The 13,867-nt window shown below is 63.3% G+C and carries 10 protein-coding genes and 1 pseudogene; 7 read left to right on the top strand and 4 right to left on the bottom strand.

Going from position 1 to position 13,867, the window contains the following annotated elements; translation table 11 throughout:
• Positions 1-70 precede the first annotated feature (70 nt).
• Entirely contained in the window at positions 71-679 is a 609-nt protein-coding gene (locus BQ7391_RS12175) for a transposase (RefSeq protein WP_129583930.1), read from the bottom strand.
• Between the two features lie 158 nt (positions 680-837).
• Here BQ7391_RS12175 and BQ7391_RS12775 point away from each other — a divergent pair.
• Positions 838-1,050, top strand: a pseudogene (locus BQ7391_RS12775) (integrase core domain-containing protein); the annotation flags it as partial.
• Here the strand turns inward: BQ7391_RS12775 and BQ7391_RS07400 are convergent.
• From BQ7391_RS07400 to BQ7391_RS07410, 3 genes are all read right to left on the bottom strand, one after another.
• Entirely contained in the window at positions 1,047-2,933 is a 1,887-nt protein-coding gene (locus tag BQ7391_RS07400) for a glycosyltransferase family 2 protein (protein WP_075280017.1), read from the bottom strand. The pseudogene BQ7391_RS12775 and the gene BQ7391_RS07400 sit on opposite strands and share 4 nt — an antisense overlap.
• Before the next feature lie 285 nt (positions 2,934-3,218).
• On the bottom strand, positions 3,219-5,315 hold the full coding sequence (locus BQ7391_RS07405; RefSeq protein WP_075280018.1) for a DUF6541 family protein: 2,097 nt from the start codon (positions 5,313-5,315) through the stop codon (positions 3,219-3,221).
• A 273-nt stretch (positions 5,316-5,588) separates the two neighbouring features.
• A complete protein-coding gene (locus tag BQ7391_RS07410) occupies positions 5,589-6,782 on the bottom strand; it encodes a hypothetical protein (protein WP_075280019.1) in 1,194 nt (397 codons plus the stop codon).
• Between the two features lie 143 nt (positions 6,783-6,925).
• Here BQ7391_RS07410 and BQ7391_RS07415 point away from each other — a divergent pair, with 143 nt between their 5' ends.
• From BQ7391_RS07415 to BQ7391_RS07440, 6 genes are all read left to right on the top strand, one after another.
• On the top strand, positions 6,926-7,879 hold the full coding sequence (locus BQ7391_RS07415; protein WP_075280020.1) for a hypothetical protein: 954 nt from the start codon (positions 6,926-6,928) through the stop codon (positions 7,877-7,879).
• Positions 7,880-7,984: 105 nt separating this feature from the next.
• Positions 7,985-8,551, top strand: coding sequence for a DUF4869 domain-containing protein (locus BQ7391_RS07420; protein WP_075280021.1), 567 nt, complete (start codon positions 7,985-7,987; stop codon positions 8,549-8,551).
• A gap of 35 nt (positions 8,552-8,586) precedes the next feature.
• Entirely contained in the window at positions 8,587-9,525 is a 939-nt protein-coding gene (locus BQ7391_RS07425; protein ID WP_200799593.1) for a hypothetical protein, read from the top strand.
• A 189-nt stretch (positions 9,526-9,714) separates the two neighbouring features.
• The gene (locus BQ7391_RS07430) at positions 9,715-10,185 is read left to right on the top strand and encodes a MarR family winged helix-turn-helix transcriptional regulator (protein WP_075280023.1); all 471 of its coding nucleotides are present in this window, start codon (positions 9,715-9,717) and stop codon (positions 10,183-10,185) included.
• Positions 10,182-11,975, top strand: coding sequence for an ABC transporter ATP-binding protein (locus BQ7391_RS07435; protein WP_075280024.1), 1,794 nt, complete (start codon positions 10,182-10,184; stop codon positions 11,973-11,975). The genes BQ7391_RS07430 and BQ7391_RS07435 overlap by 4 nt, the downstream gene beginning before the upstream one ends.
• The gene (locus tag BQ7391_RS07440; protein ID WP_083662156.1) at positions 11,968-13,851 is read left to right on the top strand and encodes an ABC transporter ATP-binding protein; all 1,884 of its coding nucleotides are present in this window, start codon (positions 11,968-11,970) and stop codon (positions 13,849-13,851) included. Before BQ7391_RS07435 ends, BQ7391_RS07440 begins: the two co-directional genes overlap by 8 nt.
• The last annotated feature ends 16 nt before the right edge of the window (positions 13,852-13,867 follow it).

Below are 13,867 nucleotides of genomic sequence, written 5' to 3' on the forward strand. Positions count from 1 at the left end.
ACGAAACCCGAAAAAGTTGCGTGCCAGAACCCGAAAGAAATCTGTGCTCAAAACCGAAAGTCAAGCTTGACTAAACACACGTTGTCGAACACGACGACGGGAGGGACTCCCCCCATGTGGCGGAAGACGTCGGCGAGGCCCTGACACACGCACTCCGACGCGCGCCCCCGGAACACCTGGAACCACGACATGCCGGGGTGCGGGAACGAGACCACGAGGAACAGCATCCGCTCCCTGCCGTCCGCGGTGTCGAATCGGCCTCGCCGAAGTCGGCCTGCGCGGTTCCGGGGGACCACTCGAGGTCGAGGAAGCCCTCGGGGGCTCGGCCCCTCATCTCGAGCTTCCTGTCGTGGACGTACTTCTGGACCAGGGTGTACCCGCCGTCGTAGCCGGCGCGGCGGAGCTCGGCGAGGATCTTCCTCGCGGTGTGGCGCTGCTTCCTCCAGACGTGCCTGTCGGCCTCCAGTATGGAGTCGATCGTCGGCTTGTACGGATCCAGCCTCGACGGCCCCGGGACGACGCCGGCGGGAGGCTCGGGCGAGAAGTCGACCTCGTCGAGGAACTTTCTGACCGTCTTCCTGTCGTGCCCCGTCCTACGGGCTATCTCGGATATGCAGCACCCCTCCGACCACAGCCTTCGCATGTCATCGATTTGCGGCATGCCCGGCATCCTCTCCACGACCCTTCTCCTCATCGCTGGCTTGGACCCCAACGACTCGAGGGTAGGTCGTCTCTAGGTTGTTCGGCATGCCGTCACTAACAAACTGGGGAATTCCCCGCCGTGATTCCGGGTGGAGGCCACTACACCACTTTTCGCGACACTACCGGCTCTTCAGCCCCTGGCAGAACGGCAAGGTGGAGCGGATGAACGGGACGCTCGCGCAGGAGTGGCAGTACGGCAGGGCGTGGGAGAGCGAGGCGGGCAGGGCCTCGGCCCTGCCCGCCCACATCGAGCACTATAATTGGTCCCGTCCGCACAGCGCCTGCGGGGGCCTGCCGCCCATGTCGCGCGTCGCCGGTGTAAACAACCTATTGGCACACAACACCTAGGAACGTGGCAGCTGGCAGTAGGGTGAAGCCTGGTCAAAGTTGGAGCTGTAGTAGGGGTCGCCCGCGGCTCGAGCGGCGGGCCACTTCTCATCGAAGAGCTTGAGATCATCCGCTCTGAAATCGGGCGCTTGTGTTTGGGTGTTGTAGGGGGTTTGTGGTGCCGCCTCATCAACTTCAACTTTAACTAGGGGGGTCGCTACGATGCGAAGACTATGATTCAGGACGCGCCTACAGAGGTCTGCGGCGCCAATCTCCCCCTCGAAGCGCTCGTCAAAGCCACCGAGGACATGGAATAGGTCATGGGATATGCAGAGTCCTTGCAACGAGCAGGCGCTGACATTCTGGAACGCGCGTGCATTGCATTGGTATGCGGGAAAGTCGTCGGGATAGCCTCGATGAAGGGGCATGATGCGCCCTTCAGTTACTGCAACGCCAAAGCACTTGGTACTGCCGTTAGGGTAGAGCAGCTTTGGCGCGGAGATTCCAACGCCGTTAAGCGCACACAGCGCACCGAGCTGCCTAAGCGGTTCCGGCGTAATAAATGAGCAGAGATCGTCAACAAAAACCAGGTTTTTGCCCTTTGCATGGCGGGCTCCGTCATTGTAGTCGCATAACTTATTTCCTTGGGAGGAAATTAGTGTTAAGGAGGCCGGAATTGGGAAACCGTCAAGTGACACACTGCGAAGGGCTTCCCGCAAAACAGGCTTGTTGCCAACAAATATGACATCCGTGCTAGTAGGCAGGTTTGCCTCCAGAAGGGATATAAGGAAGTTCCTGCATACCCTAAAGTCATCAGCGCAAGAGACAACTACCGACGTTGTGGGCGCGCTTCCGTTGAACCAGACGTTATGTAAATTGAATATGCCAGAGGAGACAAGCGCAGCATTCAGCTGCCTTGTCTCAATGTGTGAGAAAACTGAGAGCTTGTTGGCTATACGAGAGTATGGCTTGGAATCTGGATTTGTCGCAGTTGAGGCGGGATGAATTCGCCAGTGGTAGAGGACCTTTTCGATACAGCGGACGCTACGTGCCCGACCAATGCAGCGAAGAACCATATTGTAGTCCTGGGCGCCGTCATATCTTGCATCCGGACGGGACATCGACTCAATGAGCGTCCGTCGTACGGTCATAAGATGAATGATGTAGTTCTTGCAAAGAAGAAGCTCAGGAGAGAACTGCGGCTTGAACATGGGATTGAGGTGCTGAAACGCCTGTGTTTTCTCGTCAAAACTCACCATGTCCTCGTCGCAATAGAGGAAGTCGATGGTAGGGTCATCGTTGAGGGCGGACGCGTACTCGAAGAGGAGGTTGGGCTCTATAAAGTCATCATGGTCGAGGAAACAACAGAAGTCGCCCTTTGAGACAGAAATCCCTCGGTTGGTGTTTTCAGTGATTCCGTAGTTTTCATCGAGGGTAACGACTGTGATGCGTCTGTCTCGCTCTTGGTAAGTGCGCAGCTCATCAGCAAGCTCCAAGAGCTCTGGGCTTGCATTGATCAGAACGAGCTCAAAATTGTCGAAAGTTTGGGCAAGTACCGAGTCCGCCATTGTGCGGAAGTATTCGATTGGTGTCTTATAGAGGGGGACAATGATGCTAAAGAGAGGGCGTATGGCAAGGTCGGCCTGAGCGTCACGCTGCTCCTGGAGCTGTACCTCTGAGGCTTGGTGTGCTCGGAACCACGTCTCGTAGTAGGGGTCGGTCCAGGCGTCAATGGGGTAGCCGTCCGGTCCAAAGGGGCGATGGTAAATTGCCTTCTGAACCTCATCGAGGCTGTCGTAGAGTTTTTTCTCCGGAGACTCGTTCTCGGTAGAAGTGCGAGGTGCACCATTACTGGGCGAGGAATTACTTGTCATGAATGAGACAAACCGACGAAGGATGGACATGACGTGCACTCCAAGTTGTCTGCGACTACATGAACTGGCTATGGCGAAGTATAGATGAGTTCGTTGGCATTCTTTCTTTCGTCTGTACGGAAGTCGATTAGTTTTCGGAGCCGATCCTAGGTTGCGGACATGCGCAGCAACTGATGGGAGAGGCAGCGAGCAGGCAAGCTGTTTATGCAGACCAGCATGCCTGCCGCAAAGGTAGATGTCCATATATGTCCATGCTGGACGGCTGTGTCGACCCCGAATGCACAGCCGACCCCTAGATGCAATAAGGAGCAGCGTCTACCGATCAATCTTGTATAACCCCAGCGCCCCGCTCTCGCAGATGCACGTGAAGCCAGGGGTTTCTGAGGTGATTGAGGAAATACCGGCAAACAGCGACTCGTCGTAGTCGCCACGCAGGTTGATGAAGGCGCTCTTCTCCTCGCCATCTCGTAGGACGATCACGTAGCGCGCGTCGACAGACTCAACGGCAGCCTGAACCTCGGGGTCCGTCGCATAGTCACAGAGCCGCTCACGGATGATCTTGCTCTCTTCGGTCTCGTTCTCGTCTCCGTAGCCACCAACGAAGTTGCGATAATAGACCCTGAGTCCCGTGGTGCCGTAGGCGAGGAAGCTGCCGTCCATGGGGTTGTTGATGACGAGGTCGTCCTCTGGAACAAGGGACTGAATCTTGATTTTATTGAGGAAGAGCTGCTCGCTCACATCGAGCGGCTGATCAACCGAGTATGCGTCCTCGATTCCCTTTCGAAAGTCCCCGAACGTGGTGTGTACGCTCTTGGGCCAGTCTCTGACCTGCTCGTATTTATATGCCTCCTGCTCCTGAAGGGTGTACTTGTGATGCAGCCCGGGGAAGTTGAACTCGGGCATGAAGTTGAGGATGAGAAACGCTGCGGCAGCGGAGGCGGCAATGAGGAGTCTGTTTGGTCTCGCACCCCTTGCACCATTATTGGCAGCAACAAGCTTTACCAGGGTGTCGTAGGCCCACGCCGCCCCGAGCGTGGCAAGCGGGATGCCCGCGATGGCAGCGATGGCTGCGAGCCTCATCGGGTCGGTGTACCAAAACCCCGCGAGCAATTGCTTCAGCTCATCTTGATGGGTGGCGCTGACGAGAAGGATGTAGCAGATTAACATATAGGACGCCAAGAGCCATCGCCGCCCGGGGGTGTGCAGAGCGCGTATGGCGCCCGCGATGACGAGGATTCCCAGAACGATCTGGGCAGCTGTCTCATAGTTGAAACCCATGTTATAGCAGAGCGTGAGTATGTTGATGACTTGCTGGAACAATCTGGAGAAGGGGGGCCAGACATGGGTGACGGTCCCCTCGAACATGGGCAGGTGGTAGCAGAGGACCCAGAATCCGGCGCAGAGCGCCGCGAACGCGACGCTGAGGGCGACCTTGCACAGGGCTCCCCAGCCGCGCGCGCCGCATGCATCGCAGATTCTGGAGATGCAATAGGGGGCAAGAAAAACAATGCACGTGAAGATGGTGTTCGGGTGGCAGAGCGCTAGTCCGACGGCTGAAATTGCAAGTGCGGAGAGCGTGCGCGCGCGCATGGCAGGGGATGGGCCGTTGGAGAGCATGTGGACGAAGAGCGCCATTGCGCTGGGCATGAGCGAAAAGCCGGCTACGTTCGCGTAGACAGGGCCAAACGCGAGGAGGTTCCAGGGGAAGGCGACAAAGGCAAGGGAGGTGAGGGAGCCGCAGTAGTGTGCGGTCCTTGACTCGGGGAAGAGTACTCCCACCAGCGCGAGTACGGAAAGGGGAAAGGCGATGCAGCTAAGCGCGAACATGGACGCATTGATGACAAGCGGTACCGGGCACCCCGTGATTTGGACGACAAGGGCGCAGACGGCGTGCCATGCAGCGGGATAGAAGCCGGTGTTTCCGAGAGGGTCGATTGCCTGGTCGGCCGCCGATAGGTACGGTCCCACATTCAGCGAGGTGAGAGTCCCTGAGTCTGCCATCGACTGGATGAGGTTGAGGTGCTGCGTGACGTCATAGGCTTGGAAGAGGCTATACGGCGTTCCGAGGCGCGAGAGGAACAAGTTGTATCCTAGGGCGATCCCGAGGACGAGGCAGAGGACAAGAGCCCAAGGCTCAACACGCGGGAGCATGAGATTGAGGTTTCGCCTGCGGGTAAGGAGGAGGCCCAGCAGCGGAAGCGAAACGACAACACCGAGGAGCGTCAGCGGGGTGGATGCTATGTGAATGAGCGCGAAAGCCTGCCCCACGATCGCAATGAGCGAAAGGCCTACGATGGGCGCGAGGAGCACCGGCCACGCACCCTTGGCGCCAATCGCGCGCATCGACAGGTACCCGGGGATGAGCAGCACCCCAAGCGTAACGAGCAGCACCAGGGCAAACTCATTCCACATTGCAAATTCACCTCATACTTTTGCGGTCCGATGAAAACGGGCAGCAGATTTCGTATCGTCTGGTCTTTCATCATCAACTATATCGTATGGGGCCGAGGTACCGCGCTTCGCAATCAACGTGCGGGCGCGCTCCCGGAGGGCATGCATTGGGGTGTCGGGGCGGCGTGGCGTACCGCCCCGCCCATTCGCCTGACGCCCATCCCACACCTCTGACTTTGCTGCTTGCCTAGCTTGGCGCGGCGGAGGTTCAATACCCCTCCGCCGCCTCGGCGGTTATGGCTTGCATCGTTTGCAGGGGGTGTAGCCCAGGTTCTGTGCCATAGAGAGCGAGATGGGGTGACAGGACTCGCGGAGGTACTGGCAACCGTATCGGTGGTACTTCTCTCCCGTGTCGGTGATGTAGACGGTTTGCTCGGTCGTCTCCTGCTGGCGCTCGGCCTCGGCCTGGGCCTCCGTCTCGGCCTGTGCTCGCGCTGCCGCTTCGGCCTCAGCCTGGGCCTTTGCCTCGGCCTCGGCGCGTGCGCGCTCCTCCTCTGCGCGCTGCTCGGCGAGGGCCCGCGTCGCCTCCTCGTCAACGGTGACGCGCACCGTCACGAGCACGTCCTCGCGTCTGGTGAACGTTCTGGTCTCGGTGCTTGCGGAGAAGACGGTGTCCCCCTGCGTGAGAACGCTCTCGTCAACGGAGAAGGAGTAGGTGCCCGCCTCGTAGCCGCTGAGCGAGAACGAGGTGCCGGGCGAGGCCGGGATTGTCTCGCTGACGCGGCCCCCATCCTCCAGGGCTCCCGAGACCGTGACGGGAATCGAGCCGTACGACGCGTCCCAGCCCTCGGCCTCGACGGTGAACTCGAGCGTACCGTCCTGAGGGACGAGGACGAGCGCAATGCTGACGTCAACGTCCTCCTCGAGCCTGAGCGTGCAGGTGGCCCGGGGCTCTGTCGGCTCGAAGAGCTCCTCCCCGTGCCTGAGCGAGGACTCCTCCACGGTGAACGAGTAGGTGCCGGTCTCGTAGTCCCCCAAGGTGCTCGTCGTTCCGGGGACGACCTCCAGCGAGTCGCTCACCTCGTCTCCGGACTCCGTGGTTCCCTCGACGCTGATGGCAACGGCGCCGTATTCCTGCCGCCAGGCCGGCGCGTCGACGGAGACCCTGATGACGCCCGGTTGCGGCGGGACATACGTCGAGAGCGCCGCGCAAACAAGGATGCCGAGGGCGCCGAGGGCGACGGAGGCGCGCGGGGCCCTCACGTACTGGCGCGGCACCTTGAAGAGTGCGAGTGCGACAAGCGCGGCAATCCCGACCACCATTCCCGCCCATGGAAGCGCGCGTGCGGCGAGCGCCAGGACGCAGGACGCAATGGCGAGCCAAAATGGCAGCTCGAAGCGCCACCCCTGGGGTGGGACGTACCCCGCTTGGTCGAACTCCTCCTCGGATGGCCCGTCGAAAGGAGCCTTGCCGTGCTTCTCGGTCATGGGATGCCCCCTCCCTGACGCCTGCCGGGACCGTTCGTCGAGGCGGTAACGTGTCAGCTTCCTGTCAGTATACTCAGGACAGGGCGGGGCCCTTTGCTGTTGGGCGGTCGTTCGGCGGACGGTCTCGGAACGGAGGAGCGAGGATGGCTGACTCTGGTCAGGTTGATGCACGGTCTTTGAGGAGGCTGTCGTTTCCCGGTTCGCACGCAGCCGACCCAGAGGGGACGATGTTTCGTCTCTGGAGGGACGTCCGTCCGCTGCGCACCGCAGGGTCCCTCGAGGCGGAGATGGGTTCCCTGACGCCACGGCTCTACGAGCGAAAGACGTTCGAGGCCCCCTATCCCGCCCTGGACGAAGTGCGGGAGGCGCTTTCCCGCGAGGCGGACGAGAAGGTGCGCCCCCTTGCGTTCTGGAGGGCCTGGCAGCTGAGAGACGAGTACGTGAAAGGGCATGTCAGAGAGCGCTATGCGAAGCTCGTCGCCTCCTGGGAGCGAGAGAGGGAGGCCTTTGATGCGCGGGAGGCCCGCATTGCCGAGGAGCGGGATGCTGCGGCCGTGAAAAACTGCGAGCGCAGGCGCGGGCACATTCGAAAGGTGCTCGAGGGGGATGCGGGTGCTATCGGGGAGGGCGCCGAGAGGCTTTCCTCGGAGTGCGCCATCCCTCTTCCATTTACTCTGAGGTACGCCTATGAGGAGGGCGCCGGCAGAATGGCGGCGGAGGTCGATTTGCCGTCCCCGGGAGGGCTGCCCCAGACCACCGTCGAGGTGATGAAGAGCGGGAGGAGTCGGCCGAGGCCCAAAACGCAGAGGGCGGTGCGCGAGGAGTACGCCCGGTACGTCTTCGCGCTTATCGCATATCTCGCTCACGGGCTGTTTGACCTGAGCCCGGCCATCGGGCACGTTGTCATCTCGGGCTATCGGACCGGTGAGGGAGACGGCGGGGAGTGCGTCCTGTCCGTCCTGTTTGACCGGGAGGGGTTCGTTGCGGCCCTGGATGACGTTGCCGATCCCGAGGCGCTCTGCCTTAGCTTCGAGCACCGCTGCCAGATGACGAAGACGAAGGTCATAAAGCCGGTAGAGCCCCTGGAGCGCCTGTAGCGGGATAGTGCCCCGAAAGCGCGGGAGCGCTTGCGGCGGAGATGCCTACCCCGGCGGTTGCTATACTTTGCATCGACGTAATATGCGGACGAGGCGGTCGTACACATGCTGAGCATCCAGTTCGGTCATATGCCGGAGGCGATTTTTGACACGGCGACCTTTTTCAGAAACGTGTACCTCGACGCGTGGCTCGATGACCCCCTTGCCAAGAGGATGATCAAGTCCGTCGACAAGTCGGAGGTTCTCGGCGAGCGCCTCATCAGGAGCAGGGCGCTCGGCCTCATCCCGCCGACGGACCTCTCCGGCGGCGTCAAGACGTTGCTGCTCATCTACAACATGCCCGAGAGGGTGTTCAACGCGTCAACGTGCGGGGACAACTGCGCATACTGGATTCTTGAGATCGCGCGCAGGCAGGACATCACCATCAACCTGAGGCACATCATGAACTTCGGGCGGGGACGCTTCTCGATCAAGGTCCTCAACACGGGTGAGGTCGCGCACTCGATGGCGGAGCTTGTGCCCATGGCCATCGACCATCTGAGGGACGGCATGGAGATTGACAGGGAGCTCGAGCGCACGGACCTGCGCGAGGACCCCATCCTCCGCGTGCCGCCCGGAGCCATGCCGGCCATCCAGCGAGATGATATCGCGTTTGGGGGTGACCGTCTGTGAGGGGGACACATCAGGTCATCGTGCGCAACAATCGCGTGCAGTTCAAGTTTGAAGTATCGCGCAACATCACTATTATCCGGGGTGACAGCGCTACGGGAAAGACCACGCTCATCGGGATGATTGCCGACTACGAGCGCAACGGTGCGGCGAGCGGCATCGAGCTCTTCTGCGACGTCCCGTGCGTCATCCTTGAAGGTCCCCGATGGAAGCGGGACCTCTCCTTCATTCACGGGTCGATTGTCTTTGTCGACGAGGGCAATGCGTTCACGTCCTCGCATGACTTTGCCCGTGCCGTAAGGGACAGTGACAACTACTACGTCATCGCCACGAGGGAGAGCCTCTTCTCGCTCCCGTACAGCGTCAGCGAGGTCTATGGAATCAGGAACAGCGGCAGGAGCTCGTCGAGGTACCCACAGGTATCCCGCCTGTACAGCACCTTCTACCAGATTTATGATCCGAGCCCCTCGGCTCCGTTCATCCCGGAGCTGGTTGTGGTCGAGGACAGCAACGCGGGCTTCGAGTTCTTCTCAGAGCTCTTCTCCCGGGTGGGTATTCCATGCGTTTCTGCGGGAGGGAAGGGCAACGTCTGCCGAACGGTCAAGGACGCTTCCGAGCAGTCAATCTTGGTGATTGCCGACGGGGCGGCGTTTGGCCCGGAGATGGAGGGCGCAACCTCCCTCGGTGCGTACAAGCGGGTGCGGCTGTTCCTGCCCGAGTCGTTCGAGTGGCTCGTCCTAAACTCCGGGCTAATCGGCGGTTCCGATGTTGCCGACGCTCTCGCAAATCCCTCCGACCATATTGAGTCGCGTGACTTCTTCAGCTGGGAGCGATTCTTCACTGCGTTTCTTGTGGGTAAGACTCGCGGCACGTACCTGCAGTACGAGAAGAGGGCGCTCAACCCCGCGTATCTGCAGGACCACGAGATGGGAGCCATCAAGGGCGAGATGCCCAAGGACATAGGCGTCTCCCTCTAGCCCCCGGCGTTCAACGTCACTGTCAGATTAACGCGCACTCGCGCACGTCCTTCTCGGCGCTTGCCCGGCCGGGCGGTCGGGAGGCGTGTGCGAGTGCGCGTTGGTCACCAGGACAGACTCCCTTGACAACCGTCCGAAATCGGACTAGTCTTGCCTTCCGCACGTTGGGAAGCACGACGGAGCGGGGCCATGGAGACAAACAAGCCCGAGGTCACGAGCGTACGAGAGCTCGACGTCCTCTACCAGAAGACCGACAAGATCTACTACGAGCTCGCACGCGGGTGCGGGCTCTCCGAGACCGCGTACTGGATCCTCTACGCGGTCGAGGTCTCGGGCGGGGCGGCCACGCAGGCGCGCATCGCAGAGGAGTTCTCGTACTCGCGGCAGACGGTCAACTCCGCGCTCAAGACGCTTGAGGCGCGCGGCCTCGTCGAGCTCGCCTGCGCGGAGGGCGATCGCCGCGCCAAGGAGGTGAGGCTCACGTCGGAGGGCCGCTCCTTCGCCGACGAGCGCATCGTGCCCGCCATCGAGGCCGAGGACCGCGCGTTCGGCACGCTCCTTCCCGAGGAGCGCGCCGAGTTCCTGCGCCTGGCCGACGCCTACGCGCGCGCCATAGACGACGAGCTCACCAGGCTGAGGGAGAGGGGAGCAACCGAGTGAGCAAGAGACAGAAGGGGCGGGACTACAGCAAGCGCACCTCCGCACGGCTTCTGCTGAGCCTCGTCTCGCCGTACAAGGGGCTTCTTGCAGCCATCTGCGTGGCGGCGATCTGTGACATGACGGGCATGCTGTTCATCCCGACGCAGCTCTCCGCCATGGTGAACGTCGCCGTCAACACGCGCGACATGTCGGCCCTCATGGGGCACGGCGTGGCCATGCTCATCGCCGCCCTCGTGGGGTCGGGGGGATATCTCACGACGGTCTTTCTCGCCTCGCGCCTGTGCGCCAAGGTGGGGCGCGACCTGCGGACGCGGGTCTATGACGCGTCGCTCGCGTTCTCGGGGTCGGACTTCAACGCCTTCGGCACCGGCTCCATGATCACGCGCACGCTCTCGGATGCCAACGTGGTGCAGCAGACGCTGCTCATGTCCATCCTCATGATTTTCCCAGTTCCGCTCGCGTGCGTGATCGCTGTGGCGCTCGCGTTCTCCACGGACGTGGTCATGGGCTGGGTGCTCCTGGCCGTGACGCTCGTGGTCATCGGTATCTGCGCGCTCGCCGTGGCCAAGTCCGCGCCCATCTTCACGCGCCTCCAGGGCTTCATCGACAACATGAACACCCGCCTGCGCGAGTCCATCACCGGCGTGCGCGTGATCCGCGCCTTCGGCAAGGAGGCCCGCGAGCGCGGCCGCCTCGGCGAGACGTTCGAGGACTTCGCCACCAACGCCATCCGCGTGAACTTCGTCTTCGCGCTCACGGACTCCATCACGTTCTTCCTCATGAACGCTGTCGAGGCGGCGATCATGTGGGTCGGCGCGGACCGCGTGGGCGCCCACGCCATGCAGATCGGGTCGATCAGCGCGCTCGTGGAGTACGCGATGCTCATCATGCTGTTCCTCATGATGGCGCAGTTCGCCATCCTCCAGGTGCCGCGTGCCCTGGCGTGCCTCACGCGCGCCGCCGAGGTGCTCTCCCGCGAGCCCGAGATCGAGGACGACGACGCCCCGGCGCGGCTTGCGGCCGCGGCGGGGGAGGGCGTGCCCGGGGACGAGGTGGCGCGCTTCGACCACGCGAGCCTGCGCTTCTCCGACGCCGACGAGGACACCCTGCACGACATCTCGTTCGCCCTGCGCCGCGGCCAGACCACTGCCATCATCGGCAACACGGGCTCGGGCAAGTCCACGGTGGCCAAGCTCCTGCTGCGCTTCAACGACGTCACGGGCGGCAGCCTCGCCTTCGAGGGTGCCGACGTCCGCCGCCTCTCACAGGACGAGCTCCGCCGGCGCATCGCCTACGTGCCGCAGAAGGCGTGGCTCTTCTCGGGCACGGTGGCAGAGAACCTGCGCCACGGTGACGCCTCCGCGAGCAACGAGCGGCTCTGGCACGCGCTCGACGTCGCGCAGGCGGGCTTCGTCCGCGAGCTGCCGGACGGCCTCGCGACGCGCGTGGCGCAGGGCGGCACCAACTTCTCCGGCGGGCAGCGGCAGCGCCTCGCCATCGCCCGCGCGCTCGTGCGCGATGCGGACCTTTACGTCTTCGACGACTCGTTCTCCGCGCTCGACTACAAGACCGACGCCGCGCTGCGCCACGCGCTCGCGGGCGAGCTCGCAGGCGCGGCGACGCTCATCATCGCCCAGCGCGTGAGCACCATCCACGACGCCGACCAGATCGTCGTCCTCAAGGACGGCGAGGTCGTGGGCCTGGGAACCCACGACGAGCTCATGGCCGGCTGCCCCACGTACCGCGCCATCGCAGAGTCCCAGTCCAGGGGGGAGGACGCCCATGCCTAGCAGCGAGAAGAACGTCGAGCTCGACGAGCTTGCCGAGCTCGGGAGGGGGGAGGCACCCTCCGAGCGCCCCGCGGCGCCGGACGCCTCCGACGACGAGCTCGAGGTGCCCGAGGATGCCCTCGGGACCGCCCGTCGCCTGTGGGAGGCCGCCCGCGGCCAGCGCTGGCGTCTCGTCGTGGCGGCCGTGTGCTCGGTCCTCTACGTGGCCGGGTCGCTTGGCGCCACCGCCTACAGCGCCGGACTCATCGACCTGCTCTGGAACAACATCCAGGCCACCTTCGAGACAGGGGCCCCCTTCGTGGTGACGCTCGAGAACGGCGGGCTGCAGATCCTCACGTTCCTCGGCATCTGGACGGCCGCCTGGGGGGCATATACGGTGCAGGTGCTCGTCATGGCGAGCTTCGCGGAGCGGCTGAACCTCGGCCTGCGCCGCCGGATCGGCGAGAAGCTCTCGCGCCTTCCGCTCGCGTACTATGACGCGCACCAGCCCGGGGACACCATCAGCCGCGCCACCAACGACCTCGACAAGGTCTCCGAGGTGCTGCAGCGAGGGCTCCTCCAGCTGCTCATCGCCGTGTGCATGGTCGGCGGCGCCGTCATCCTCATGGCTACCTACGACCTCGTGCTCACGGGCGTGTTCGTGGTCTTCGGGCTCGTCGCGAGCGTGGCGACCAAGCTCGTGACCGCGCGCACCCTCAAGGTCGCCGCCGCCCGCCAGGCCGCCCTCGGGGACCTCACCGGGCGCGTGGAGGAGGCCTACTCCGGGCGGGCCGTCATCAAGGCGTTCGGCCGCGAGGACGCGAGCCTCGCGGAGGTGGCCGAGGCCGCCGAGCGTCTCGCCGAGACGTCGGCCACGGCGGACTTCGTGACCAACGCCATCGCGCCCGCCATCCGACTGCTCATGCGCCTCTGCCAGGTGACCATCGGCCTTCTCGCCGGCGGCATGCTCGTCATGGGGCAGATCTCCGTGGGCGTCTTCCAGGCGTTCTTCCAGTACGTCATGCAGGCGTCCGAGCCGTTCACGCAGCTCGCCCTCACGGTGAACATGCTCCAGGGCGCCCTCGCCGCCGCGGAGCGCGTTTTCGCGTTCCTAGACGAGGACGAGGTCGTTCCCGACCCGGCCAGCCCGGCCGAGCTTCCCGAAGCCGTCGAGGGCCGCGTTGCCTTCGAGCACGTCCGCTTTGGCTACGCGCCGGACCGCCCGCTCATGCGCGACGTCTCGCTCGTGGCCGAGCCCGGGCAGAAGGTGGCCATCGTCGGCGCCACGGGCGCGGGCAAGACGACCCTCATCAACCTGCTCATGCGCTTCTACGAGGTGGATGGCGGCCGCATCACGCTCGACGGCGTGGACACCCGCGACCTCACGCGCGCGGGGCTGCGGCGCCAGTTTGGCATGGTGCTCCAGGACGCATGGCTCTTCGAGGGCACCATCGCGGAGAACATCGCCTACGGCAAGCCCGGGGCGACCCGCGAGGAGGTCGAGGCGGCCGCCCGCGCCGCGCACGTGGACTTCTTCGTGCGCACGCTCCCGCACGGCTACGACACGATGCTCTCCAACGATGCGGAGAACATCTCCCAGGGCCAGCGTCAGCTGCTCACCATCGCGCGCGCCATGCTCACGGACCCCGCCATCCTCATCCTCGACGAGGCGACCTCGAGCGTGGACACCCGCACCGAGCAGGCCATCGTACGTGCGATGGAGGCCATCATGGAGAACCGCACGAGCTTCGTGATCGCGCACCGGCTCTCGACGATCGTGGACGCCGACCTCATCCTCGTGATGGAGAAGGGCACGATTATCGAGCAGGGCACGCACGCGAAGCTTCTCGCCGCGGGCGGGTCGTACGCGGAGCTGTACCGCAGTCAGTTCGCGTAGCGGACGCGCCCCGCCC

It is taken from the genome of Thermophilibacter provencensis (assembly GCF_900128445.1).
Lineage (GTDB): Bacteria > Actinomycetota > Coriobacteriia > Coriobacteriales > Atopobiaceae > Thermophilibacter > Thermophilibacter provencensis.

What these genes read in the sequence shown, in the direction of transcription:
- BQ7391_RS07400 (WP_075280017.1), bottom strand. Translation starts at nt 2,933, where the DNA reads ATGTCCATCCTTCGTCGGTTTGTCTCATTCATGACAAGTAATTCCTCG.
- BQ7391_RS07405 (WP_075280018.1), bottom strand. Translation starts at nt 5,315, where the DNA reads ATGTGGAATGAGTTTGCCCTGGTGCTGCTCGTTACGCTTGGGGTGCTG.
- BQ7391_RS07410 (WP_075280019.1), bottom strand. Translation starts at nt 6,782, where the DNA reads ATGACCGAGAAGCACGGCAAGGCTCCTTTCGACGGGCCATCCGAGGAG.
- BQ7391_RS07415 (WP_075280020.1), top strand. Translation starts at nt 6,926, where the DNA reads ATGGCTGACTCTGGTCAGGTTGATGCACGGTCTTTGAGGAGGCTGTCG.
- BQ7391_RS07420 (WP_075280021.1), top strand. Translation starts at nt 7,985, where the DNA reads ATGCTGAGCATCCAGTTCGGTCATATGCCGGAGGCGATTTTTGACACG.
- BQ7391_RS07430 (WP_075280023.1), top strand. Translation starts at nt 9,715, where the DNA reads ATGGAGACAAACAAGCCCGAGGTCACGAGCGTACGAGAGCTCGACGTC.
- BQ7391_RS07440 (WP_083662156.1), top strand. Translation starts at nt 11,968, where the DNA reads ATGCCTAGCAGCGAGAAGAACGTCGAGCTCGACGAGCTTGCCGAGCTC.